The organism is Mesobacillus sp. ABV4_180, assembly GCF_056158485.1.
Map to the genome: position 1 here is coordinate 1,158,162 of NZ_JBSWTJ010000001.1, position 23,453 is coordinate 1,181,614.

Consider the following 23,453-nt stretch of genomic DNA (forward strand, 5'->3'; position numbering starts at 1 on the left):
TCTTATATTTCATCTTTCATTAAATGAAAACGTTATCATTATAATAATAATTTTTTCAGCCTTTCAGACTTTCTACCTAATAAACACTACAATCCTTCTTTAAAAAACATTATTCTATTTTAACTTTCGTTCTACATAATTCGCGTAATTGGAAAATTTAACCCATTAAAGCGCTGCCATTTGCGGGGGAATGTCGAATAATGAAATTTAACATTAATTATTGTCGAAACATTAAAAAAATGTTTACAAGGAATTCACACATGCAACTAGAATACTACTGAAATAGGGAGTTTTTTAGTTTTACAAAGGCAGGTGGACTTAACTTGGTAACCAATCCAACAGAGTTTGAATTACATCTCTTTCATGAAGGCACTTTGTTCCAGAGCTTCAATTTATTCGGGGCACATGTCATTAAAAATGAAACCGAAACATATACTCGATTTTGTGTGTGGGCACCAAAAGCTTCAGAAGTGAGGCTCGCGGGAAACTTAAACGGCTGGGATGGTAAAGGATTTGAATTTTATAAGGTCAATCAGGAGGGTGTCTGGCAGCTGGTGGTCGACCGTGACCTGACTGGAGAAGTATATAAGTATGAAATCATAACTGCATCTGGCGAGCGTAAGCTCAAAGCTGATCCATATGCTTTTTATTCCGAGGTCAGGCCTAACACGGCTTCAGTTGTTTGTTCTCTTGACGGCTATCAATGGAATGACCAAAAATGGCTGCAAAAGAGGGAAAGAAAAAGCAGTCTGGGCGAGCCTATGTGCATTTACGAACTCCATGTGGGGTCATGGAAAAAACATGAGGATGGATCTTTTCTTACATATCGTGAACTCGCTGATGAGTTGATTCCTTATATTCTTTCACATGGATATACACATATTGAATTATTGCCCCTGACTGAGCATCCGCTCGATATGTCATGGGGGTATCAATCAACTGGTTATTTTTCGGTGACCAGCAGGTATGGGGCACCTCATGATTTTATGTATTTTGTGGATATGTGTCACCAGCACGGGATCGGGGTAATCCTTGACTGGATTCCAGGGCATTTTTGCAAGGATGCTCACGGCCTGTATCAATTTGATGGCAGCTATGTTTTTGAATACCAATATGAAAATGACCGGGAGAACCTGGTTTGGGGAACAGCCAACTTCGACTTGGGAAAAAAGGAGGTTCAAAGCTTCCTCATTTCAAGTGCGATGTTCTGGCTGGAAAAGTACCATATTGACGGATTCAGGGTCGATGCGGTAGCGAATATCATTTATTGGCCAAATTCGGTCCAGACTGCGAATCCTCATGGTGTGGAATTTTTGAAAAAGCTTAATAAAGCTGTGCGGGATTATGAGCCAGGTGCTTTGATGGTTGCCGAGGATTCCACTGACTGGCCGCAGGTGACAGCCCCTGTAGAGTATGGTGGGCTCGGTTTTACATACAAGTGGAATATGGGATGGATGAATGACACATTGAAGTATATGGAGGCAGGTTCAGAGAACAGGAAGCATATACATGATAAGGTTACCTTTTCGCTTCTGTATGCCTTTTCCGAGAATTTTGTCCTGCCTTTCTCTCATGATGAGGTTGTCCATGGAAAGAAATCGCTGCTTGATAAGATGCCCGGCGATTACTGGCAAAAGTTTGCGCAGCTGCGGCTCCTGCTTGGATTCATGACCGCACATCCGGGTAAGAAGCTGACGTTCATGGGTACCGAATTCGGGCAGTTCGCTGAATGGAAGGATAAAGAACAGCTTGATTGGCATCTGTTAGGCTATGAGATGCATGAGAAGATCAATCAATATAATAAGGAATTAATCAAACTGTATAAACGTTCAAAACCGCTGTATGAAGTTGACCACAGCTATGAAGGGTTTGAATGGATCGATGCGGATAATCGCGACCAGTCGATTTTTTCCTTCATCCGTAAAGGAAAGAATCCGGAAGACCTCCTGGTTATTGTGTGCAATTTTACCGAGAAGGTATACAGCGATTATCGAATTGGTGTCCCGAAGCTTGGAGAGTATCGGGAAATTCTGAACAGTGACGCCGAGGCATTTGGCGGCTCTGGTGTGATTAATAAAAAAGTGTTGAAAGCTAAAGATATAGCCTTTCATGGAAGGCCATATTCTATAGAGATGAGTATTTCTCCATTCGGAATCTCAGTTTTACGTCCTGTTATAAAAAGAAAGGGGAGAAACAATCATGCAAAAGAAGAAATGCGTAGCAATGCTGTTGGCAGGAGGAAAAGGAAGCCGGCTGCACTCATTGACGAAGAATCTCGCTAAACCTGCAGTCCCTTTTGGGGGCAAATACCGGATCATTGATTTTCCATTAAGCAATTGTACGAATTCTGGCATTCATACGGTTGGAGTGCTTACACAGTATCAGCCACTCGTTCTGAACTCGTATATTGGCATTGGCAGCGCCTGGGACCTGGATAGGAAGGATGGCGGTGTCACCGTGCTCCCACCTTATGCAGAGAGCTCTGAGGTGAAATGGTATTCTGGAACAGCAAGTGCCATCTATCAGAACCTGAATTATCTCTATCAATATGATCCTGAATACGTGCTCATCCTGTCAGGCGACCATATTTATAAGATGAATTATGAGTTGATGCTAAATTACCATATCGAAAAAGAAGCAGATGTGACGATTTCGGTCATTGAGGTCCCATGGGAGGAAACGAACCGCTTTGGCATCATGAATACGGATTCAGCGTTGAGAATAACTGAATTTGAAGAAAAACCTAAAGATGCTAAAAATAATCTTGCTTCCATGGGCATTTATATTTTTAAATGGAGCGTTTTAAGGGAATATCTGATAAGGGATGAACAGAATCCTCAGTCCAGCCATGATTTTGGCAAGGACATCATCCCGCTTTTAATCAAGGAAGATAAAAAGCTTTTTGCGTATCCGTTCAAAGGCTATTGGAAGGATGTCGGAACAGTGCAAAGCCTGTGGGAGGCCAATATGGACCTCCTGGATAAGGAATGTGAACTGAACCTTTTCGATCAATCATGGCGCATTTATTCTGTGAATCCGAATCAGCCGCCGCAATATATTTGTCCACAGGGAGAAGTATCGGAATCCCTGGTCAACGAAGGCTGCAAGATCGAGGGAGAAGTGTCCAGGACGGTGGTCTTCCAGGGAGTCACTGTAAAAAAAGGCGCAGTCGTAAAGGAAACGGTCATTATGCCAGATGCTGTAATCGGACATAATTGCCATATTGAGAAAGCGATCGTTTCTCCAGGTGTGTACGTACCTGATGGGACCATTATCCGCCCTTGCGACGGCAATAATAACATAACACTAGTATCAGAAGAAACAATCGGGGAATTGCAGTCCAATTGAACCGACTTCGGGAGGAAAGGTAAATGAACAGAAGATTATTGGGAGTAATAGACGCGACAACGGTTCACGAAGATCTCCAGGAACTGGCCCTACACCGGTCGGTGGCTGCGATTCCCTTTGGCGGCCGCTACAGGCTGATCGATTTCATCCTGTCCAATATGGTGAACTCAGGAATTGAGAGTGTGGCGATTTTTCCTAAGTACCAATACAGGTCTCTGATGGACCATTTAGGCTCGGGCAAGAACTGGGACTTGAACAGGAAAAGGGATGGATTATTCTTCTTCCCGACCGCTAATCATGATAAACATTATCCAGGGATTGGTACACTTGACCATTTTGCCGACAACATCGACTTTTTTGAACGGGCTTCACAGGAATATGCTCTGATTGCGAATTCCTATACCGTTTTTAATATGGATTTCCAGCCGCTTCTTGACTGGCACATCAAAACGGGCTGTGATATTACCGAAGTACAGAAAGACGGTGCTTCACTCGGAATCTACCTCGTTAAAAAGACATTGCTGATGGATCTGATCCTGACGCGCAATGAAACAGGCTACTCGAACATGAGGGATGTGGTGACCGATATCGACAGCCAGTTCAAGCTTTGCTATTACGATTTTACTGGATATGCAGTAATGGTAGATACCATCGCGAAATATTACAGTGCAAGCATGGATTTGCTGAAGCCTGACGTATGGAAGCAACTTTTCCCTATGGATCGGCCGATTTTAACAAAGGTAAAGGATGAACCTCCTACCCGATATGATAGAGATGCCTCAGTCCGCAATGCGATGGTGGCGAACGGCGGGTTGATTGAGGGCACTGTCGAGAACAGCATCATCGCCCGGGGTGTGAAAATAGGGAAGGGTACCGTCATCCGCAATTGTATCATCATGCAAAAAACGCAGATTAAGGAGAATTGTATATTGGAATCAGTGATTGTCGATAAAGATGCAAGAGTAGAAGCAGGAACGGTCATCGCAGCGCCAGCAAACTCACCTGCTGTCATCCGCAAGGGTTCGATCCAGGGAGTGAGGAGCAGCTCGTGAAGGTTTTGTTTGCTGTCTCGGAATGTGTCCCGTTCATAAAATCAGGAGGATTGGCCGACGTTGCGGGATCTCTTCCGAAGGAACTGAAAAAGCTTGGAGTGGATGTCCGCGTTATTTTACCAAAGTACGGGATGATTCATAAAAAATTCCGCGTTGAAATGCGGAAAGTGAAAGAGTTTACGGTGCAATTAGGCTGGCGCTCTCAATATTGCGGCATTGAAGCTCTTGAGTACGATGGTGTGACTTTTTATTTTGTTGACAATGAGTATTACTTCAAACGTGAAAGTCTTTATGGCCATTATGATGATGGTGAACGGTTCGCCTATTTTAACAGAGCTGTCCTTGACTTTATTGCCGAGACAGAATTCTACCCGGACGTAATCCATTGCCACGATTGGCATACCGGGATGATTCCTTTCATGCTCAGGACAGAGTATTACAAGAAGCCTGGCTATGGATTGATCCGGTCCGTGTTCACGATTCATAATCTGCAGTTCCAAGGAATATTTCCGCGAGAAGTACTCGGTGAGCTGCTCCATATTGACAGCAGGTATTTCAATGAAGATCGGCTTGAGTTTTACGGAAACGCCAATTTTATGAAAGCAGCTTTGATTTCATCCGATCATATCACAACTGTAAGCCCGACTTACAAAGAAGAAATTAAGACAGAATTTTATGGTGAAAAGCTGGATGGCATTTTGAGAAAAAGAAGCGAGGACCTTTCGGGAATCCTTAACGGCATTGACCATGAATTGTATAATCCGGAGACATTTCCAGGGCTGGCTGCTAATTTTGGCGTTGGATCGTTTGAAAGAAGGGTGGATAACAAACTTCAGATCCAAAGATTATTCGATTTGCCGGAAAGCAAGGAAACGCCTGTTGCTGCGATGATCACGAGGCTGACGAAGCAAAAAGGTCTTGATCTGGTCAGAGGAGTTTTCCACGAAATCATGGCGACTGGAATGCAGCTTGTTGTCCTTGGTACAGGCGACCAGGAGTTTGAGCAATTCTTCAGGGAGATGTCGGCTCAATATCCACAGCAGTGCGGTGTGTATATTGGTTTTGACGAGAATCTGGCCCATCAGCTTTATGCAGGCTCTGACCTGTTCCTGATGCCTTCCATGTTTGAACCGTGCGGGCTGAGCCAGATGATCGCCATGCGCTATGGTTCGGTGCCGGTTGTCCGGGAAACGGGAGGACTGAACGATACCGTACATCCTTACAATGAGTTCAATGGAGAGGGCAATGGGTTTACCTTTGCCAACTTCAATGCCCATGACATGCTCTTTACGATTGAACGCGCGCTGTCATTTTACGGTCAGCGAGAAAAATGGGAAGGGCTGGCCTTAAAAGTAATGGAAACTGACTATAGCTGGGCACAGTCTGCAAAACAATACAATGAATTGTATTCCGATCTCATCTCAAGGAGTGAATCACATGTTTTCTAGTGTTCCCCAATTCAAAACGGCTTTCTTGAAAAAACTCGAGATGATGTTTGGAACCAGCTTCGAAGAAAGCACAAGCCGGGAGCAATTCCAGACTCTCGGGCATATGATCAGGGAGCATGTGAGTTCAGATTGGATCAAAACGAATGAGCTTTACCGGGCTGGAGCGAAGAAACAGGTTTACTATCTGTCGATCGAATTTCTGCTCGGCCGTCTCTTAAGGCATAATCTTATCAATTTAGGTGTTGAAAAAGTGGTCTGTGAAGGGCTAAGTGAGCTGGGAATCGATCTTGACCAGCTGGAAGAGATCGAGGCGGATGCCGGGCTTGGCAATGGCGGGCTTGGCCGTCTTGCTGCCTGCTTCCTGGATTCCCTCGCTTCTCTTGATTTGCCCGGCCATGGCTGCGGGATTCGCTATAAACATGGTTTATTCGAGCAGAAGATCGTTGATGGCTACCAGGTCGAACTACCTGAGCAATGGCTGCGGCACGGCCATGTGTGGGAAGTGCGGAAGGCGGATGACGCAGAGGAGATACCTTTCTGGGGTGAAATTGAAAGCAGGATGGAGAACGGCCGGCTTGTGTTCAGGCATTTGAATGCCGAAACAATAATGGCGGTTCCTTACGACTTGCCAGTCATTGGCTTCGAGACGCAGACCGTCAATACATTGAGGCTGTGGAATGCTGAGCCGTCAAGGTTCCCGGCAAATGCAGATATTTTTAAGTATAAGAAGGATACCGAGTCGGTTTCAGAGTTCCTGTATCCTGATGATACTCATGATGAAGGGAAGATCCTGCGGCTTAAGCAGCAATATTTCCTTGTCGCGTCAAGCTTGAAAGCAATTGTGAAGTCATTTAAAAAGAAGAATAAGAGTTTGCTAGAGTTCCAGGACTATGTGAGCATCCATATCAATGATACTCATCCAGCGATTGCCGTCCCAGAGCTGATGCGGATTTTGATGGATGAGGAAGGACTGGGATGGGAGGACGCCTGGCATATTACTGTCCAGACACTTTCCTATACGAATCATACAACCCTGGCAGAGGCTCTTGAACGATGGCCAATCCGGATTTTCCAGCCGCTGCTTCCGCGCATTTTCATGATTGTGGAAGAAATCAACGAGCGATTCTGCAAGCAAGTGTGGGAGAAGTATCCTGGTGACTGGAGCCGGGTTGAAAGCATGGCAATCATCGCTCACGGTGAGGTCAGAATGGCTCCTCTGGCAATTGTCGGCAGCCACAGTATCAATGGTGTGGCACAGCTCCATACAGATATTTTAAAAAATCGTGAAATGAACTTATTTTATCAGTATGATCCCGAGCGTTTCAATAATAAGACGAATGGAATCACCCATCGGCGCTGGCTGCTAAAGGCGAATCCTGGGTTGTCCGGATTGATTACGGACAGTATTGGCCCAGACTGGGTTTCTTCGCCGCAAAAGCTGGAAGAATTGATGCGCTTTAAGGAAGATGCCGCCTTTCTGGATAGAATGCATAACATCAAGCAGGCCAACAAGGAACGGCTTGCAGTAAGGATTTTTAATAAAACAGGGATTAAGGTCGATGCGGAATCGATTTTTGATGTCCAGGTGAAGAGGCTTCATGCCTATAAGCGCCAGCTGCTGAATGTTCTTCACATCATGCATCTTTACAACGCTCTGAAAGAGGATTCCGAGGCACTGCTTTATCCGAGGACTTTTATTTTTGGAGCGAAGGCTTCTCCTGGCTATTATTTTGCAAAAAAGGTTATTAAACTGATCAATAGTGTTGCTGAGAAAGTAAATAACGATCCGGCAACGAAGGATAAATTAAAAGTGGTTTTCCTTGAAAACTACCGCGTATCATTGGCGGAGGAAATCTTCCCGGCCGCGGATATCAGTGAACAAATCTCAACGGCCAGCAAGGAAGCGTCCGGCACAGGGAATATGAAGTTTATGATGAATGGGGCTTTAACGCTTGGCACACTTGATGGCGCCAATGTGGAAATCAACGATCTGGTCGGAAGGGAGAATATCTTCCTGTTCGGTTTGACGGCAGAAGAAGTGCTGGACTACCAGAATAATGGTGGTTACCATTCGCTTGAATATTATCACCATGACGAGCGGATCCGTGAAGTGGCCGATCAGCTGGTGAACGGCTTCTTCCCGGATACAGAGAACCATTTTAACGAAATCTATGATTCACTTCTCGGCCATAACGACCAGTATTTTGTCCTGAAAGACTTTGCTTCCTATGCCGAAGCCCATCAGGAGATCAGCCGCAAGTATCTGGACCGCAATGCCTGGCTTGGGAAGAGCCTTGTCAATATCGCGAAGTCCGGCTATTTTTCTAGCGACAGGACCATTATGGAATATGCAGATCAGATCTGGAAGGTTAAGTCCGCGTTAAAAGTATAGGGGGCAGGCCAAATCAATGGTGATTTGGCCTTTTAGCTATATAGAAAGGTCAAATGAACATGGTGTCGGTCTATGTACCAAAAAGGTTGAGAAGACCCTTGAAAAGGAACAGAAAATGATTCTTTAAGCCCGAACTGGGTCGAGAATCAGATAAAGGGAACATAGAAGCCTTCTATAAGCCCGAAATAGGTTTGGGAGTCAGAAAAGGGTAACATAGAACACTTCTATAAGCCCGAAACAGGGTAGAGAATCAAAAAAAGGGAACATAGAACACATCTATGAGCCGGAAACAGGCTTGAGTATCAGAAAAGGGAACATAGAATGATTCTATAAGCCCGAAACAAGGTTGAGTATCAGAAAAGGGTACATAGAATGATTCTATTAGCCCAAAACAGGGTTGAAAATCAAAAGAGGTAACATAGAACATTCTATAAGCCCAAAACAGGGTTGAGAGTCAGAAAAAGGGAACATAGAATGATTCTATAAGCCCGAAACAAGGTTGAAAATCAAAAGAGGTAACATAGAACATTTCTATAAGCCCAAAACAGGGTTGTGAGTCAGAAAAAGGGAACATAGAATGATTCTATAAGCCCGAAACAAGGTTGAAAATCAAAAGAGGTAACATAGAACACTTCTATAAGCCCGAAACAGGATAGAGAATTAGAAAAAGGGAACATAGAACACTTCTATAAGCCCCTACCGGTTTTGAGAACACAAATAAGTAACATAGAAACATGCATTGCCAGCAATTCCCAAGGATGCTGAACCACACCACTATAGAATAAGTAGCGCTGTTCCAATCGTAATCAGGATGGCCCCTGCAACCGTCGATTTCGTTGGCTTTTCTTTTAAAATGATAAAGCTTAAGATCATCGTGAGAACAACACTGAATTTATCAATTGGGTTGACGACACTGACTTTTCCAAGGGCAAGGGCTGCAAAGTAGCATAGCCATGAGAATCCTGTAGCTGCTCCGGAGAGAATCAGGAATATGTAGGATCTCCTTGAGATTTTTTTCATTTCCTTCACAGTACCTTGAAAAAACACGATTCCCCAGGCAAAAATGATGATTACAACCGTCCTGATAAATGTGGCAACATTTGAATCGACATCCTCAATTCCGATTTTAGCTAAAATATTTGTTGCTGCGGCAAAGATTGCTGACAGAATGGCAAGAAAAATATACGATTTCGTATTAAAAAACCTTTTCTCCTCATTTTTCTTCTTATCTTTCCCGATTAAAACAAAGGTTCCAATTGAGATGATGATGCCGCCAGCTACTACTGGTGCTGTTGCAGGTTCCTTAAGGATAATAAAAGATAAAACAATCGTTAACACGACACTTGCTTTATCAATCGGGACAACTTTTGATACATCCCCAATTTGAATTGCTTTGAAAAAGCAAAGCCAGGATAAGCCTGTAGTCAGGCCTGAAAGAATCAGAAAAATGAAGGATTTCGTTGATACTGCCATGATGTTTCCGGTTTGTCCGGTAATGACGACCATTATATACGCCATAATCACAACAACGACAGTCCTGACGGCAGTAGCCAAATTCGAATCGACATCTTCAATTCCTATTTTTGCGAGAATGGCTGTGAAGGAAGCAAAAAGCGCGGCCAATAAAGCCAGGATAATACTCATAGTTTATCACCATTTCTTTTTAGTACTGTTGTTCACGCTTTTAGTTTGGGATTCTGTGATTAAAATATTCTTGACCAACATCCAGGAACTCAGCCGTACAACGAGATTGATAAATTTCCATTTTATACCTGTGAAGATGGACTGGAAAAAGCGTCTGAATGAAACGTTCCGTACAATCTGGGCAGGTAGCAATTTGCATGTTACTGTCATGAGCATCGTTGTGGGAGATGACATTGGCTTGGAAGTACATGAAACAGGCGATCAGTTCATCGTTTTTGTATAAATTTCGCCTAGTTTGGGCACTAATCATGATAGTACTTAGTAAAGGGTGTTTTAGTTGAAAAAAGAAAATAAGAACTTATTTATCGCCGGAATTATCTTGGGGTTAGGAGTAGTAGGGGCGATTGATGGGATTGTTTTTCACCAGCTCCTTCAGTGGCATCATATGATCCTCAGCCCAAATATCAGACTAGAGATTTTTACAGACGGTTTATTCACTGCCCTATTTTCTGCAAAACTCGTCTGGGGGGCCGTGAAGATCTTTCAGGATGCAAGGAAAAATGAGCTGGGTGACAGCTGGAAGATTTTCCTTGGAGGAATTTTCATCGGCGGCGGCTCATTCAATCTTGTAGAAGGAATAGTGGACCATCATATTCTGCAGGTTCACCGGGTCAAGCCAATGGCTGAAAATCCAATGATGTATGATTTGATGTTTTTAGCGATTGGACTCTTGCTTTTGATCATCGGATTTATGATCAAGCGGCTTGAAGCGAATGCGTAAGGGGGAAATACAAGCATGAAAAGATTCAGGAGTTTTTTGACTTTTTTCATCCCGTTTATCCTATTCTTTGTTTATTTTATAAACAATAATGAACATAATACTTCGTCAGCCAGCCATATGCAGCACGGGGTGGTTGAAATTCCAGCAGGATACAAGGTACCTTCCCTGGACATAAAAGTTACACCTGACTTGTCGGGCACCTGGCTTTTAAAAGTAGAAACCACTCACTTCTCATTTGCGCCGCAAAGGGTAGGAATGAAGGCTCCGAGCTATAATGAAGGACATGCCCATATCTTCGTTAATGGCAAAAAGCTCAATCGGCTTTATGGAGAATTCTATAATCTGGGTTCTTTGAAAAAGGGAAAAAATGAGATTATCGTCACACTCAACTCCAACGATCATGGAGCATTGTATCATAGTGGACAGCCGATTCAGAAAAGAATTGTCGTGGACAACTGATTGAAAGAAATATTGTTAAGCGTAATAAGCATTAGCGAGCGATAATATCTAAAAAGAAGCCTCAGTCCGATTCTTCGAACTGAGGCTGTTGTCGTTATTTTGTATCTTTTTTATCTTCATCTTCAATATAACTATCGCCCTCTTTATAAGGGATGTCTCCGAGCTGGGATTCCATGCCTGCTTCATCGAGCATGTCCTCGTACTCTTCTTCGCTCTCACTTTGGAACACTTGGCGGTCATTACCCTCTATGCCTGTAGCGCTGAAGGACTCGTAGTCTTCAGTGAAGCCTTTTTCTTTCTCATTATCTATATAAAGCTTATTATAGTCTGCGTGATCGCCAATTAGATCTGACGGAGTTTCTGATGTGCCAAATTCTGCAACATCATTAAAGCTGTTCCTGCTGTCAGCCATTTCATCGTTTTGGCGGCGGTCAAAATCAGCCTGGTGAGTTTGCTCAAGGATATCCTCTTCTGCCGGACGACTGTCTGAAAGCCCCTGATTTTGTGAATGTTCAACGCAGTACAGTGTATATGGTACTGCTTCCAGGCGTTCAAACATAATTTCTTTTCCGCACTCCGCACATTTACCATAGGTGCCTTCTTCAATTGCGTTTAGTGCAAGGTCAATTTTATCAATCTGTTCCTGATGATGCTCGTCTATTGCAAGATCCTTGGTGCGCTCAAACAGCTCGGTCCCACTGTCAGCGGGGTGATTGTCGTAAGAAGACAATTCACCGGTTGCATCACGCTGGCTGCCCTCCAGGTAGCCATTTTCTTCATTGCTATCTATTTGTGAAGTGAGTGTTTCTTTTTCATCATTCAGCATTTGTTTTAATCTGTTAAGCTGGTCATTTGTCAGCATATTTACACATCCTTAAGTTTGATTCGTGTCATACGTACTAAATACCCGCTCATGATGGTAAGAAACATAGAAAAAGCTTCCGCCGGTGGCAGAAGCTTCACAAATCTGATTAGATTAAACCGATGAAAATACCGATCGATAAAAGCAATCCAAAGATTGTATTGGTTTGTGCAGTTGCTGCCATTGCCGGCATCATTTGCAGCGGGTTAGATTTCCCGATGAAACCTTTTGTAGCTTTGACTGCCTTTGGAATACTGAGTGCAACGATCGCGAGCCAAGGAGACACGACTCCTGAAAGGATCAAACCGATGACCCAGGCATAAGAAACGATGAACATTCCGGCAAGCAGCCTGATCGCTCCTTTTCGGCCAAGAAGGATGGCCAATGTCTTCCGGCCAAATTCTTTGTCGCCATCAAGGTCGCGAATATTATTCGCAAGGAGGATCGCACCGACAAGCAAAAAGCTTGGAATCGATACAAGAACGCTAGTTGTCGTTACTGTGCCAGTCTGGATGTAAAAAGAAATCAGGATGATCAAAACACCCATGAAAAAGCCTGCGACAAGCTCCCCAAACGGTGTATAGGCTATTGGCAATGGACCGCCTGTGTAAAGGTAGCCTGCTGCCAGGGAAACGACTCCGACTGCAGCGACCCACCAGCTGGTGCTCATGCAAATATAGACGCCAAGAAGAACCGAAATTCCATAGAGGCCGAATGCCAGGTTCAAGACCGTTTTTGGCTTGATGCCATGACGGACGATTGCACCGCCGATGCCGACGGAATTTTCGTTATCAAGTCCACGTTTGAAATCATAATATTCATTGAACATATTCGTTGCGGCCTGAATCAACAGACTCGCTATCAACATCGCGAGAAATAATCCCCAATGGATTCCATTGAAATCTATAGCTAATGCAGTCCCGAGAAGAACAGGTGCAAATGCAGCTGTCAGGGTGTGCGGCCGTGTAAGCTGCCACCAGACCCTCCAGTTTGCTCCATTGACTGCTGGTGAAGAACTAGGCTGTATCTGTGGTTGCATATCTAATTCTCTCCCTTAATATCAATCTATCAAACCTTAATATTTTATCGAAAAGAGCTGAAATTGTCAAAAAGACCTTTCACTTATAGGCAAAATTACCTTACAATTATTAGTGTAGATATTCACATAGACACTGTCAATTAGTATTTTCACACATGAAAAGGTTGTATTTTCCAGCTTGAGCCTGTGGGAAATCGTGAAATATATAATAAGGATAATAATAGGCATGGAAAGCCCGCCATTATTGACATCGCAGTGTATGAGGTGTATCTTAAAATAAGCTTTAAAACGTGTGATAACAGATGAGAGGCTGTTATTGGGGGGATATTTTTGGTTGCCATTCAAGAAACAGAACTAAGACAGGGAATCCTTGATGCGATTGAGCGGGCCAAAGGACGATCTCAGTCTGTATTGGTCAGTGAAGTCCATAAAATAGATCAAGTTGATCCTTTTTATTTTTTTGCCTCAGGAAGTGAAAAGTTTTTTGGGGAACGCTTTTTTTGGAAGGATCCTGAATCGAAGTTCTATCTAACAGGTTTGGGTATATGCGGACAAATCCAGTCGGATCAGGGAGCTGACCGCTTTTTTCATGTTGAAGAAGAGTGGAAGCGCTTCATGGATTCTGCCCTTGTTTTTAATAAATTTAATCTGAACGGTACGGGACCAACGATGTTTGGCGGGTTTTCTTTTGATCCATTAAAAAAGAGAACAGCATTATGGTCAAAGTTTTCCGAAGCTCTTTTCCATATCCCGAAATATATGCTGACAATCAACAAAGGTGAGGCGTATTTTACGACTAATGTAGTCTGCACCCAGCATGATGATGAATCACTTTTTGATAAAGTGCTGAAGGAGCGGGAAGATGTCCTGGCCCAGGCTGTTCAAAAACCAGAGCCTTCCATGCTTGAACTGAAGGAAATCGTCGAAATTGAGCCAGAGGCATGGAAACAGACTGTAACAAATGTTGTCAACGGCTTTAAAGGCAGCGAGCTGAAAAAAGTTGTACTTGCCCGGGAGCTTCGTCTTTATTTCAAGGATAAAGTCCTAGCAGAAAGTGCCCTTGAGAACCTTCTCAGGACCCAGAAGGAAAGCTTTACATTTGCCTTTGAATCTAATGGGGATTGCTTCATCGGAGCTTCACCAGAAAGACTGGTCAAGAAGGATGGAGACAGTCTCTTTTCAGCCTGCCTGGCAGGTTCAATTGCAAGGGGAGCTACTCCTGAAGAGGATGAAATGCTGGGCAATGAGCTTTTAACTGACCAGAAAAACCTGATTGAACATAAATATGTGGTCGATATGATCAAGGAAGCAATGCAGGAGACCTGTGATGAAGTGACCCTGCCTGAAAAACCGGCATTAATGAAAATGAAATATATCCAGCATTTATATACCCCTGTAGTCGGAAGAAACCGGGAAGGAACTTCCTTGCTCGATTTAGTTAAAAGGCTGCATCCAACCCCTGCTCTGGGCGGACTGCCAAAACACGCTGCCGTCGAGAAAATCAGGGAAGTGGAACAGCTTGACAGAGGATTTTATGCCGCGCCTGTAGGCTGGATGGATGGAAAAGGAAGCGGGGAATACGCTGTCGCAATCCGATCCGGTCTTATTCAGGGCAATGAAGCCTCACTATTTGCCGGATGTGGAATCGTGGCAGATTCAAATGCCGAAAGCGAGTATAAAGAAACTAGCATCAAGTTCCGGCCGATGCTTGCAGCACTTGGAGGAGAGAATAAATGAGCCACCAGGAAGATTTAACAGCATATATCGCAGCTTTCGTTGCCGAATTGTCCAAAACTGGAGTGAAGGATGTAGTAATCAGTCCTGGATCGAGATCAACGCCGATGGCATTGGTGATGGCTGAACATCCGGAACTGCGCGTTCATATCCAGGTGGATGAGCGCTCTGCTTCTTTCTTTGCGCTTGGCATAGCGAAAGCGACTCATAAGCCTGTAGCGCTTCTATGCACATCAGGAACGGCTGCGGCGAACTATTATCCTGCTGTCATTGAAGCGGGCATTTCCAGGATCCCATTAATTGTCCTCACCGCAGACCGTCCGCACGAATTACGTGATGTCGGCGCACCGCAGGCAATTGACCAGATTCATCTATATGGGAAAAATGTAAAATGGTTTGTCGAAATGGCTCCTCCAGAAAAGGCGGAAGATATGATCCGTTATGCACGGACTGTCTGCGGAAGGGCCGCAGCTACCGCTTCAAGCTATCCACAGGGCCCAGTCCATTTGAATTTCCCGTTCAGGGAGCCATTGATTCCGATTATGGATGAAAACATGTTCGAGCAGACTGAACGTACAGGCGGGTATGTGGAAATCGAGAATGGTCATCTCAGTTTATCGGATGGAATGTTTGAACGAATTGCCAAAGATCTTTCAGCATATAAAAAGGGTGTCATTGTCTGCGGACAAATCGACAACAGTGAATTTACCAATCGAGTAATAGCTGTTGCTGAAAAATTGAAATTCCCTATCCTTGCTGATCCGCTTTCCCAATTGCGGAGTGGAAATCATGATGGACTTTATATTATAGATGCCTATGATGCATTTTTACGAAATGACGATGCAAAAGAAGCAGTAAAGCCTGATGTAATCATCCGGTTTGGAGCCATGCCAATTTCCAAAGCCCTGACAATCTTTATTAAAGAAAACCGCGATATACCTCAATTCGTGGTCGACAGTGGTGCTGGCTGGCGTGAGCCTACGATGTCTGCTTCCAATATGCTTTATTGCGACGAATCCGTATTTTGTGAAAAAATCAGTAGATTAGTTGAAGAATCTAGTGAGCAAGCCTATTTTGAAAAATGGCTGGAAGTAAACACAGCAACAAAAGAGCAACTATCAGCAATTTCTCAGGTAGACGAATTAAGCGAGGGAAAACTGTTCCATAAGCTGGCTGAAATGCTTCCAGAGGGTGCAACACTGTTTGTGGGCAACAGCATGCCAATCCGGGACCTTGATTCATTCTTCCTGTTCAATAAGAAGAACATCAAGGTAATGGCTAACAGGGGTGCGAACGGAATTGACGGTATCGTCTCGACGGCCCTCGGAGTAGCAAGTGTGTCTCAGCCTTGCTATCTGGTGCTTGGGGACCTTACCTTCTACCATGACATGAATGGACTATTAGCTTCTAAATTGTACAATATCGATATCAATATCCTGCTGATCAACAACAATGGCGGTGGGATCTTTTCCTTCCTGCCACAAGCAAATGAACCAAAGCACTTTGAAATGCTTTTCGGGACACCTTTAGGCCTGGATTTCAGTCATGTTGTCGAAATGTATAATGGGAAATATGACTTAATCCGAGACTGGGATCATTTTTCTGATGTTTTTGCAGAAAATAAGGCGAACCGAGGCTTAAAAGTGATGGAAATCCAGACAACGAGGGATTCAAACCTGAAGGAACATCGAGATTTGTGGAAATCTGTTTCCCGGGAAATAACGACTATGCTAAAAGGTGACACGAAATGAAACCGTTGATCAACGGCGTCCGATATCATGTCGAACAGTGTGGTGACGGTTTTCCCCTTTTGTTGCTCCATGGTTTTACAGGGGCGGCTTCTACATGGAAGCCGTTTTGTCCTATGTGGGGAAACCATTCAGAGCTCTTGATGATTGACCTGATTGGTCATGGAGAAACTGAATCGCCAGGCGATATGGGACGATATGAAATCAATAAAGCCGCTCATGATTTAATAGGATTATTAGATCAGCTCGAGATCGAAAAAACGGATTTGCTTGGATATTCCATGGGCGGCCGCATAGCGATCACATTCGCCAGCCTATATCCAGAAAGAATTCGAAAGATGATTCTGGAGAGTACCACGCCTGGCCTTGAAAACCAGGCGGACAGGGAAGCGCGGATCGAGCAGGATCATAAGCTGGCTTCAAGGATAGAAGCAGAAGGACTGGAAAAGTTTATTGATCATTGGGAGTCGATACCACTATTTCAATCCCAATTGAATCTTCCAGAAGAAGTGAGGGCACAAATAAGGAGTCAAAGACTTCAAAATAACCCTGTTGGTCTGGCGAACAGTCTGCGTGGGATGGGAACAGGTTCCCAGCCTTCATGGTGGAGTAAGCTAGGAAACTTCGATTTCGAGACTCTTTTGATTACTGGCACGCTGGATGAAAAGTTTTGTGAAATCGCGGCTGAAATGTCTTCGAGGCTTCCAAAAGCCAGGCATTTGTCGATAAATGATTGCGGACATGCAATTCATGTGGAAGAACCTGAAAAGTTTGGTACAATAGTAAGTGAGTTTTTGTCGAATACATAATAGGAGGTTGTCTTGATGACAGTTGAATGGGTTTCAGAACGCAAGTATGAAGATATTTTGTATGAAACATATAATGGCATCGCGAAAATTACCATCAACCGCCCGGAAGTGCGCAACGCATTCCGTCCAAAAACGGTTATGGAACTAATCGACGCTTTTGCTTATGCACGCGATGATTCCAGTGTTGGGGTTATTGTTCTTACAGGTGCTGGCGATGATGCATTCTGCTCAGGTGGAGACCAAAAAGTCCGAGGCCATGGCGGTTATGTTGGCGATGACCAGATCCCACGCTTGAATGTCCTTGACCTTCAGCGCTTGATCCGTGTAATTCCTAAGCCGGTAATCGCTCAGGTAAAAGGCTACGCAATCGGCGGCGGCCATGTGCTTCACGTCGTATGTGACCTGACAATCGCAGCTGACAATGCAATTTTCGGACAGACTGGACCTAAAGTAGGCAGCTTCGACGCTGGTTATGGTTCAGGCTATTTAGCAAGAATCGTTGGCCACAAGAAGGCTCGCGAAATCTGGTTCCTATGCCGCCAATACAATGCCCAGGAAGCTTTGGATATGGGCCTTGTCAACACTGTTGTGCCTCTTGACCAGGTTGAAGAGGAAACAATCAAGTGGTGTGAAGAGATCCTTGAGAAGAGCCCTACAGCCCTGCGCTTCCTGAAAGCAGCAATGAATGCTGACACTGATGGACTTGCTGGATTGCAGCAGTTCGCAGGTGACGCAACATTGCTTTACTACACAACGGATGAAGCCAAAGAAGGCCGCGATTCCTTTAAGGAAAAGCGCAAGCCAGACTTCGGCCAGTTCCCAAGGTTCCCTTGATCAAAATCTCTTTTTAAAAGAAATTTAAAACAGCTTGATGGATATCCATCAGGCTGTTTTCGTATAACGAAGAGAGGTGACATCAATGACTGAAACCATGCCAAATTGGCTGAAAAAGCGAGCGGATCTGTCTCCTGTTCGTGAAGCATTACTGTTTGATAATGATACATATACGTTTAAGGACGTTTTTGAAAGGGCGGAAAAATTCGCCGGCAAGCTTGGAACTCTTGGCCTTAAGCAAGGCTCTACAGCAGCAGTCCTGTTTTCCAACCAGGCTGAATCAGTTTTCATTTTATATGCGTTGCAGATGTCTGGCATACAGGCTGTCATCTTGAACAACCGCCTTACTTCTGAAGAGCTGAGATGGCAGTTGAATGATTGCCACGCTCAGGTATTGGTTTATGAAGCGCGCTTCACTGAAAAAGTGGCATTAATGAACTCGGAAATAAGAATCATCAATACAGATGAACTTAGTCAGTTAGAAGATAGCGAAGCGGCAATCCTGGAAGAATATGATTTACAGGCTGTCACGACGATCATGTATACATCAGGAACGACGGGTAACCCAAAAGGCGTCATGCAGACGTACGGCAACCATTGGTGGAGCGCAAATGCATCAGCGCTTAATCTAGGCCTGCATGAACAGGATAAATGGCTATGTACTGTGCCAATCTTCCATATCAGCGGCTACTCCATTTTAATGCGGAGCCAGATATACGGAATGCCAGTCATCCTCCATTCTGGCTTCGATGAAAAAAAGGCTATCGAGGATATACGCAAACATCAAATTACGATTATGTCTGTTGTCAGCACGATGCTGAGGAGGATTCTCTCAGAACTAAAGGATGGAAAATTGCCATTAGCATTCCGCTGCATGCTGCTTGGCGGGGGACCAGCACCTCTGCCATTGCTTGAAGCCTGCATCGAAAAAGATTTTCCTGTTTTTCAGACTTATGGGATGACAGAAACATCGTCCCAATTTGCTACATTGTCACCGGAGTATAGCCTTAAGCGCCTGGGTTCTGCCGGTAAAGCATTATTCCCGAACCAGATTCGGATTGTGGATTCAGATGGAAAAGATGTAATGACCGGTGCTGAGGGAGAGATCATTGTCAAAGGCCCAAATGTAACGAATGGCTATCTGAACCGTCCAGATGAAACAGCTGATAAAATCCGCGAGAAATGGCTTTACACAGGTGACATTGGATATATGGACAGTGACGGATTCCTCTATGTCCTCGACCGCCGTTCAGATTTGATCATTTCAGGCGGTGAGAATATTTATCCTGCTGAAATCGAAGGTGTACTGCTGTCCCATCCAGGAGTTTCGGATGCAGGCGTTATTGGAGCAGCCGATGAACAATGGGGGCAGGTTCCCGTGGCTTTTATTGTGAAGAGTGAACACAGTGTTACTGAAAAAGAAATGTTTTTGCTGTGTGAGAAAAAACTTGCAAAATACAAGCTGCCGAAAAAAGTCTACTTTGTTGACAGCCTGCCAAGGAACGCGGCTAAAAAACTTCTAAGGCGAAAACTGCGCGAGTTCCTTGAGGCGGAGCGTGACAGCAATGAAGATTAAATCTGTAAAATTATCGATTATAAAAATGCCATTAAAGCATCCATTTACAACCCATTTAGGTTCAGTGACTGAGAGAGAAGCAATCATTCTCGAAGTAGAGGACCGCAATGGTATGATTGGATTTGGTGAGGGCGTAGCTTTTTCTTCGCCGTGGTATACAGAGGAGACAGTCCAAACCTCCTATCATGTGCTAAAGGACTTTTTGATCCCGCTTTTGAAGGAAAAGGGCATTGGACATGCAAATGAAGCCTTCGATTTGTTTAGTTCGGTAAGAAGGAACCATATGGCAAAGTCCTCAATCGAGACAGCACTCTGGGATCTTCAGGCGAAGAAGGAGGAAGTGCCGCTCTCGACACTTATCGGCGGGACAATGGAATTCATCTCTTCTGGTGTAGTGGTTGGCAATCCCAATCTGCAGGAAGCGATTAGACAGATTGAGGTATATTTGGAACAGGGCTTCAAGCGAGTGAAAGTTAAAATAAGCCCGGAGGATGATTATCAATATATCTCGGGAATCAGAAGGCATTTCCCCGATTTGCCATTGATGGCAGATGCTAATTCTGCCTACACATTAGCAGATGTGGACAGGTTAAAAGCACTTGATGAATTCGGACTTCTGATGATTGAACAGCCTCTTGGTTTTGATGACATTGTTGACCATGCCAGACTTCAGTCGCAAATCAAGACACCCATTTGCCTGGATGAAAGCATTGTCTCATTTGATGATGCCAGGAAAGCTGTAGAGCTCGGCAGCTCAAAAGTAATCAATATAAAAATTGGCCGGGTTGGCGGCATAAGAGAAGCAAAAAGGATCCATGATTATTGTAACTCTAAAGGCATTCCCGTCTGGGCTGGCGGAATGATTGAATTCGGTGTTTCAAGGGCCCATAACATCGCTCTAGCATCTTTGTCAGGATTTACGATTCCAGGTGATATTTCCGGTTCAGACCGATACTGGGAAGAAGACATCATTAAGCCCGAGGTCAAAGTGGTAAACGGAATGATTGAAGTTCCAGACAAACCGGGCATCGGCTTTGAATTGAACAGGAAGCGGTTGAAGGAAGTTGCAGTCTTTGAAGAAATCTTTCATTTTTAACGGCTAAGGCACTGCTTAGGCAGTGCTTTTTATTGTGCGGTTTAAATCCCAAATATTAGCCCTAAATAACTATTTTATAAAAGTGTGATTTGTATCACTTTGTCCACTGGTTTTATTTTATATAATCACTATGGGAATGAGGCAAACGCCTCGACAGAGTATTTAAAGACATAGGGGAGTGTATAAAATGCTAGATCAAAAAACAATTGATATTATCAAATCTACAGTACCGGTTCTTGAAGTCCATGGTGAACAAATCACGACAGTCTTCTATAAAACAATGTTCGAAAATCATCCTGAACTTTTGAATATTTTTAATCATGCAAACCAGAAGCAAGGCAGACAGCAAAGAGCTTTGGCTGGAACAGTCTATGCTGCGGCGAAATATATCGATAATCTCGAAGCGATCCTGCCGGTTGTAAATCAGATTGCGCATAAGCACCGGAGCCTTGGCATCAAAGCTGAACATTATCCAATCGTTGGAAAGCACTTGCTGATTGCAATCAAAGATGTTCTTGGCGATGCTGCTACAGATGAAATCATCAATGCATGGGCAGAGGCTTATGGCGTCATTGCAGACGCATTCATTTCTGTTGAAGCTGAAATGTATGATGCAGCAGCGAACCAAAAAGGCGGCTGGGATGGTTTCCGTCCATTTATTGTTGCCAATAAAATCGAGGAAAGTGAAGTCATCACATCTTTCTATCTGAAACCAGTGGATGGAAAAGAAATTGCTTCATTTAAGCCAGGACAATACATCAGTATCAAGCTTGAGATTGAAGGGGAAGATTTCACTCATATCCGCCAGTATAGCCTGTCTGATGCACCAGGAAAAGACTACTACCGAATCAGCGTCAAAAAGGAAGCTGGCATGGAAACTCCTGATGGCAAGGTATCCAATTTCCTTCACAGCAGCGTAGAGGAAGGGGAAATCCTCAGTATCAGCGCTCCGGCGGGCGATTTCTTCCTTGACACTGAAAAGAACACACCGGTTGTATTGCTAAGCGGAGGTGTCGGCCTAACTCCGATGGTCAGCATGCTGAACACAGTAGCAGACCTTCAGCCTGAAAAAGAGGTTACCTTCATCCATGCAGCACAGAACGGAAAAGTCCATGCATTAAGAGATGAAGTAGCAGCATCGGCAGCAAAAGCTAAAGTGAATTTAGTTGTATTCTATGATCAGCCAACAGATGAAGACCGCCAGAAAAAAAGCTTTGACGTTGAAGGTTATATTACAAAAGAATGGCTTAAGGAAAATGTAAACCTTGCAGAAGCAGACTTCTACTTCTGCGGACCTGTGCCATTCATGAAAGCAATTAACTCATCCTTAAAAGACTTAGGGGTAACAGAAGATCGTATCCACTTCGAATTCTTCGGACCAATGGCAAGTCTGGAGGCATGATAAAAAACAACAGCACTCTTCATGGAAGGGTGCTGTTTGTATCGTTTCTTTTTTGGTCAATAGAGCGAATCCATTCGATGAAGACCTTGACTAACAAGAAAGTAAATGAGAGAACAGAAAAGGTATAGTAGCCATTCCATCCTTTACGGTATCTCACCAATCTGGTGTATTTTTCGAGCCAGCTTTCCAAAATTGTCATTGGAACACTAAAAAGAAAAACACTGAAGAATGTCTTTAGAGGGCTCATTTTATAAGTAAATTGATTATAAATGACACAAGATAAAGGAAATAGTATATAAAGAAACACGATATTTGAGTCGAATAATTTTGGGAAATAACGGTATGGATATTGCACAAATTTTTTCTTGATAACTGGGCCGTCAAGTAAGGTAGATATTAATGTTTTAAATAAAAATATAAGGAACCAATCTTTATATTCACTTCTTTTACGGGATAGAAAAAATATGCTTGCAGCTGTTCCGAATAAGGTTATTATATGTAAAATTGTTTTATCCTTCACAAAATCACCCCTGATAAATAAGATGTGCTTTTTTAGGAAATATTATGAGCTCAAACACGTCTTTCATTTATTACAGAGTGATGCAACTGGAAAATAGCAAGAAGACCGAGTATCCCGGTCTTCTTACATCGTTAGCTCAATGCTTCAAACGTTTTGCAGTCTGTTTCCCGGCTGTTGTCAGCTGTCTCGCCGGAATGGCTGACTACATAGATTTGTTCAGCGCTGCATCGGTTGCCGTCTTTCCAATACTGACAGTTATTCACTTCGCATAATACATCCTTCGCCATTTCTGTACCACTCCTTTTTGGTTGATACAACTTTAGCATGCGGTGAAAAAGCACTGTCCATTCCAGCTAAAATTAGGCAATTGGGTCAGATTAATTTTGTTTCCTCACTTTTTTTCCCACAAATACCTTTTATCTTGCTTTCAATGGTCGTTAAATAATTTTTTAAATCCAAAAAACTCCATAATCCGTCGCTTTATCTTCAAAACCCCAACTCATTTCTTATATATTTAGTAGATTTGGTATAGGAATCTATTAATTTTATTTTCATTATTGCGATAATACAACTCCGAGATAGTTCTTCAGTCCCTTAGAAAACACCATTTGTCAATCCGATGGGTGCGACTATACAATTCAAATAATCCCTTACCCCTCAACTAGAAATTCCTTTCATGACCTGATTTACACCGTTTGAGAAAACTGCA

At 43.6% G+C, this 23,453-nt stretch carries 19 protein-coding genes and 1 pseudogene; 15 read left to right on the forward strand and 5 right to left on the reverse strand.

The annotated features are described in order from the left end of the window. Positions 1 to 323 precede the first annotated feature (323 nt). Genes glgB through ACXAEA_RS05840 form a run of 5 tightly spaced genes read left to right on the forward strand, consistent with a single transcriptional unit; the run spans position 324 to position 8,240 of the window. Entirely contained in the window at positions 324 to 2,282 is a 1,959-nt protein-coding gene (glgB, locus tag ACXAEA_RS05820) for a 1,4-alpha-glucan branching protein GlgB (protein ID WP_475094970.1), read from the forward strand. Further along, a complete protein-coding gene (locus ACXAEA_RS05825) occupies positions 2,200 to 3,348 on the forward strand; it encodes a glucose-1-phosphate adenylyltransferase (RefSeq protein WP_475094971.1) in 1,149 nt (382 codons plus the stop codon). Before glgB ends, ACXAEA_RS05825 begins: the two co-directional genes overlap by 83 nt. A gap of 23 nt (positions 3,349 to 3,371) precedes the next feature. Continuing rightward, positions 3,372 to 4,400 carry a GlgC family sugar phosphate nucleotidyltransferase gene (locus ACXAEA_RS05830; protein ID WP_475094972.1) on the forward strand — a complete coding sequence of 343 codons (1,029 nt, stop codon included), beginning with the start codon at positions 3,372 to 3,374 and terminating at the stop codon, positions 4,398 to 4,400. After that, positions 4,397 to 5,848, forward strand: a complete 1,452-nt coding sequence (gene glgA / locus ACXAEA_RS05835; RefSeq protein WP_475094973.1) for a glycogen synthase GlgA — start codon at positions 4,397 to 4,399, stop codon at positions 5,846 to 5,848. Before ACXAEA_RS05830 ends, glgA begins: the two co-directional genes overlap by 4 nt. Continuing rightward, positions 5,838 to 8,240 (forward strand): glycogen/starch/alpha-glucan phosphorylase, encoded by a 2,403-nt coding sequence (locus ACXAEA_RS05840; protein ID WP_475094974.1) that lies wholly within the window; start codon positions 5,838 to 5,840, stop codon positions 8,238 to 8,240. Before glgA ends, ACXAEA_RS05840 begins: the two co-directional genes overlap by 11 nt. 774 nt (positions 8,241 to 9,014) lie before the next feature. Here ACXAEA_RS05840 and ACXAEA_RS05845 read toward each other — a convergent pair. Next, a complete protein-coding gene (locus tag ACXAEA_RS05845; RefSeq protein WP_475094975.1) occupies positions 9,015 to 9,884 on the reverse strand; it encodes an EamA family transporter in 870 nt (289 codons plus the stop codon). Positions 9,885 to 10,041: 157 nt separating this feature from the next. Between ACXAEA_RS05845 and ACXAEA_RS05850 the strand changes: the two are divergent. The 3 genes and pseudogenes from ACXAEA_RS05850 to ACXAEA_RS05860 form a co-directional block, all read left to right on the forward strand. Continuing rightward, positions 10,042 to 10,155, forward strand: a pseudogene (locus ACXAEA_RS05850) (cupin domain-containing protein); the annotation flags it as partial. Positions 10,156 to 10,221: 66 nt separating this feature from the next. Beyond that, positions 10,222 to 10,665, forward strand: coding sequence for a DUF2243 domain-containing protein (locus ACXAEA_RS05855; RefSeq protein ID WP_475094976.1), 444 nt, complete (start codon positions 10,222 to 10,224; stop codon positions 10,663 to 10,665). 15 nt (positions 10,666 to 10,680) lie between these two features. Further along, entirely contained in the window at positions 10,681 to 11,124 is a 444-nt protein-coding gene (locus tag ACXAEA_RS05860) for a hypothetical protein (protein WP_475094977.1), read from the forward strand. Between the two features lie 94 nt (positions 11,125 to 11,218). Here the strand turns inward: ACXAEA_RS05860 and ACXAEA_RS05865 are convergent, their stop codons facing one another. Beyond that, entirely contained in the window at positions 11,219 to 11,986 is a 768-nt protein-coding gene (locus ACXAEA_RS05865; RefSeq protein ID WP_475094978.1) for a TraR/DksA C4-type zinc finger protein, read from the reverse strand. 109 nt (positions 11,987 to 12,095) lie between these two features. After that, positions 12,096 to 13,025 carry a 1,4-dihydroxy-2-naphthoate polyprenyltransferase gene (locus tag ACXAEA_RS05870; protein ID WP_475094979.1) on the reverse strand — a complete coding sequence of 310 codons (930 nt, stop codon included), beginning with the start codon at positions 13,023 to 13,025 and terminating at the stop codon, positions 12,096 to 12,098. Positions 13,026 to 13,355: 330 nt separating this feature from the next. On the opposite strand from ACXAEA_RS05870, the gene ACXAEA_RS05875 reads away from it, so the two are divergent. The 7 genes from ACXAEA_RS05875 (at position 13,356) to hmpA (ending at position 22,224) form a co-directional block, all read left to right on the forward strand. Beyond that, positions 13,356 to 14,762: an isochorismate synthase gene (locus ACXAEA_RS05875; protein WP_475094980.1), complete on the forward strand. Its 1,407-nt coding sequence runs from the start codon at positions 13,356 to 13,358 to the stop codon at positions 14,760 to 14,762. Then, positions 14,759 to 16,510, forward strand: a complete 1,752-nt coding sequence (gene menD / locus ACXAEA_RS05880) for a 2-succinyl-5-enolpyruvyl-6-hydroxy-3-cyclohexene-1-carboxylic-acid synthase (protein ID WP_475094981.1) — start codon at positions 14,759 to 14,761, stop codon at positions 16,508 to 16,510. Before ACXAEA_RS05875 ends, menD begins: the two co-directional genes overlap by 4 nt. Beyond that, complete coding sequence (menH, locus tag ACXAEA_RS05885) at positions 16,507 to 17,316, forward strand: 2-succinyl-6-hydroxy-2,4-cyclohexadiene-1-carboxylate synthase (protein ID WP_475094982.1); 810 nt, start codon at positions 16,507 to 16,509, stop codon at positions 17,314 to 17,316. The genes menD and menH overlap by 4 nt, the downstream gene beginning before the upstream one ends. Positions 17,317 to 17,331: 15 nt before the next feature. Further along, positions 17,332 to 18,150: a 1,4-dihydroxy-2-naphthoyl-CoA synthase gene (menB, locus tag ACXAEA_RS05890; protein WP_475094983.1), complete on the forward strand. Its 819-nt coding sequence runs from the start codon at positions 17,332 to 17,334 to the stop codon at positions 18,148 to 18,150. A gap of 85 nt (positions 18,151 to 18,235) precedes the next feature. Continuing rightward, a complete protein-coding gene (locus ACXAEA_RS05895; protein WP_475094984.1) occupies positions 18,236 to 19,726 on the forward strand; it encodes an o-succinylbenzoate--CoA ligase in 1,491 nt (496 codons plus the stop codon). Further along, positions 19,716 to 20,822 carry an o-succinylbenzoate synthase gene (gene menC / locus ACXAEA_RS05900; RefSeq protein WP_475094985.1) on the forward strand — a complete coding sequence of 369 codons (1,107 nt, stop codon included), beginning with the start codon at positions 19,716 to 19,718 and terminating at the stop codon, positions 20,820 to 20,822. Before ACXAEA_RS05895 ends, menC begins: the two co-directional genes overlap by 11 nt. A gap of 187 nt (positions 20,823 to 21,009) precedes the next feature. Then, entirely contained in the window at positions 21,010 to 22,224 is a 1,215-nt protein-coding gene (gene hmpA, locus ACXAEA_RS05905; RefSeq protein ID WP_475094986.1) for an NO-inducible flavohemoprotein, read from the forward strand. Between the two features lie 19 nt (positions 22,225 to 22,243). Here hmpA and ACXAEA_RS05910 read toward each other — a convergent pair whose 3' ends face one another. After that, entirely contained in the window at positions 22,244 to 22,744 is a 501-nt protein-coding gene (locus ACXAEA_RS05910; protein ID WP_475094987.1) for a CBO0543 family protein, read from the reverse strand. Positions 22,745 to 22,875: 131 nt separating this feature from the next. Continuing rightward, positions 22,876 to 23,031 (reverse strand): DUF1540 domain-containing protein, encoded by a 156-nt coding sequence (locus ACXAEA_RS05915; RefSeq protein ID WP_475094988.1) that lies wholly within the window; start codon positions 23,029 to 23,031, stop codon positions 22,876 to 22,878. Between the last annotated feature and the right edge of the window lie 422 nt (positions 23,032 to 23,453).

What these genes read in the sequence shown, in the direction of transcription:
- ACXAEA_RS05915 (WP_475094988.1), bottom strand. Translation starts at nt 23,031, where the DNA reads ATGGCGAAGGATGTATTATGCGAAGTGAATAACTGTCAGTATTGGAAA.
- ACXAEA_RS05845 (WP_475094975.1), bottom strand. Translation starts at nt 9,884, where the DNA reads ATGAGTATTATCCTGGCTTTATTGGCCGCGCTTTTTGCTTCCTTCACA.
- ACXAEA_RS05840 (WP_475094974.1), top strand. Translation starts at nt 5,838, where the DNA reads ATGTTTTCTAGTGTTCCCCAATTCAAAACGGCTTTCTTGAAAAAACTC.
- ACXAEA_RS05895 (WP_475094984.1), top strand. Translation starts at nt 18,236, where the DNA reads ATGACTGAAACCATGCCAAATTGGCTGAAAAAGCGAGCGGATCTGTCT.
- ACXAEA_RS05865 (WP_475094978.1), bottom strand. Translation starts at nt 11,986, where the DNA reads ATGCTGACAAATGACCAGCTTAACAGATTAAAACAAATGCTGAATGAT.
- ACXAEA_RS05870 (WP_475094979.1), bottom strand. Translation starts at nt 13,025, where the DNA reads ATGCAACCACAGATACAGCCTAGTTCTTCACCAGCAGTCAATGGAGCA.
- hmpA (WP_475094986.1), top strand. Translation starts at nt 21,010, where the DNA reads ATGCTAGATCAAAAAACAATTGATATTATCAAATCTACAGTACCGGTT.
- ACXAEA_RS05860 (WP_475094977.1), top strand. Translation starts at nt 10,681, where the DNA reads ATGAAAAGATTCAGGAGTTTTTTGACTTTTTTCATCCCGTTTATCCTA.
- menC (WP_475094985.1), top strand. Translation starts at nt 19,716, where the DNA reads ATGAAGATTAAATCTGTAAAATTATCGATTATAAAAATGCCATTAAAG.
- menH (WP_475094982.1), top strand. Translation starts at nt 16,507, where the DNA reads ATGAAACCGTTGATCAACGGCGTCCGATATCATGTCGAACAGTGTGGT.
- ACXAEA_RS05830 (WP_475094972.1), top strand. Translation starts at nt 3,372, where the DNA reads ATGAACAGAAGATTATTGGGAGTAATAGACGCGACAACGGTTCACGAA.
- menB (WP_475094983.1), top strand. Translation starts at nt 17,332, where the DNA reads ATGACAGTTGAATGGGTTTCAGAACGCAAGTATGAAGATATTTTGTAT.
- menD (WP_475094981.1), top strand. Translation starts at nt 14,759, where the DNA reads ATGAGCCACCAGGAAGATTTAACAGCATATATCGCAGCTTTCGTTGCC.
- ACXAEA_RS05825 (WP_475094971.1), top strand. Translation starts at nt 2,200, where the DNA reads ATGCAAAAGAAGAAATGCGTAGCAATGCTGTTGGCAGGAGGAAAAGGA.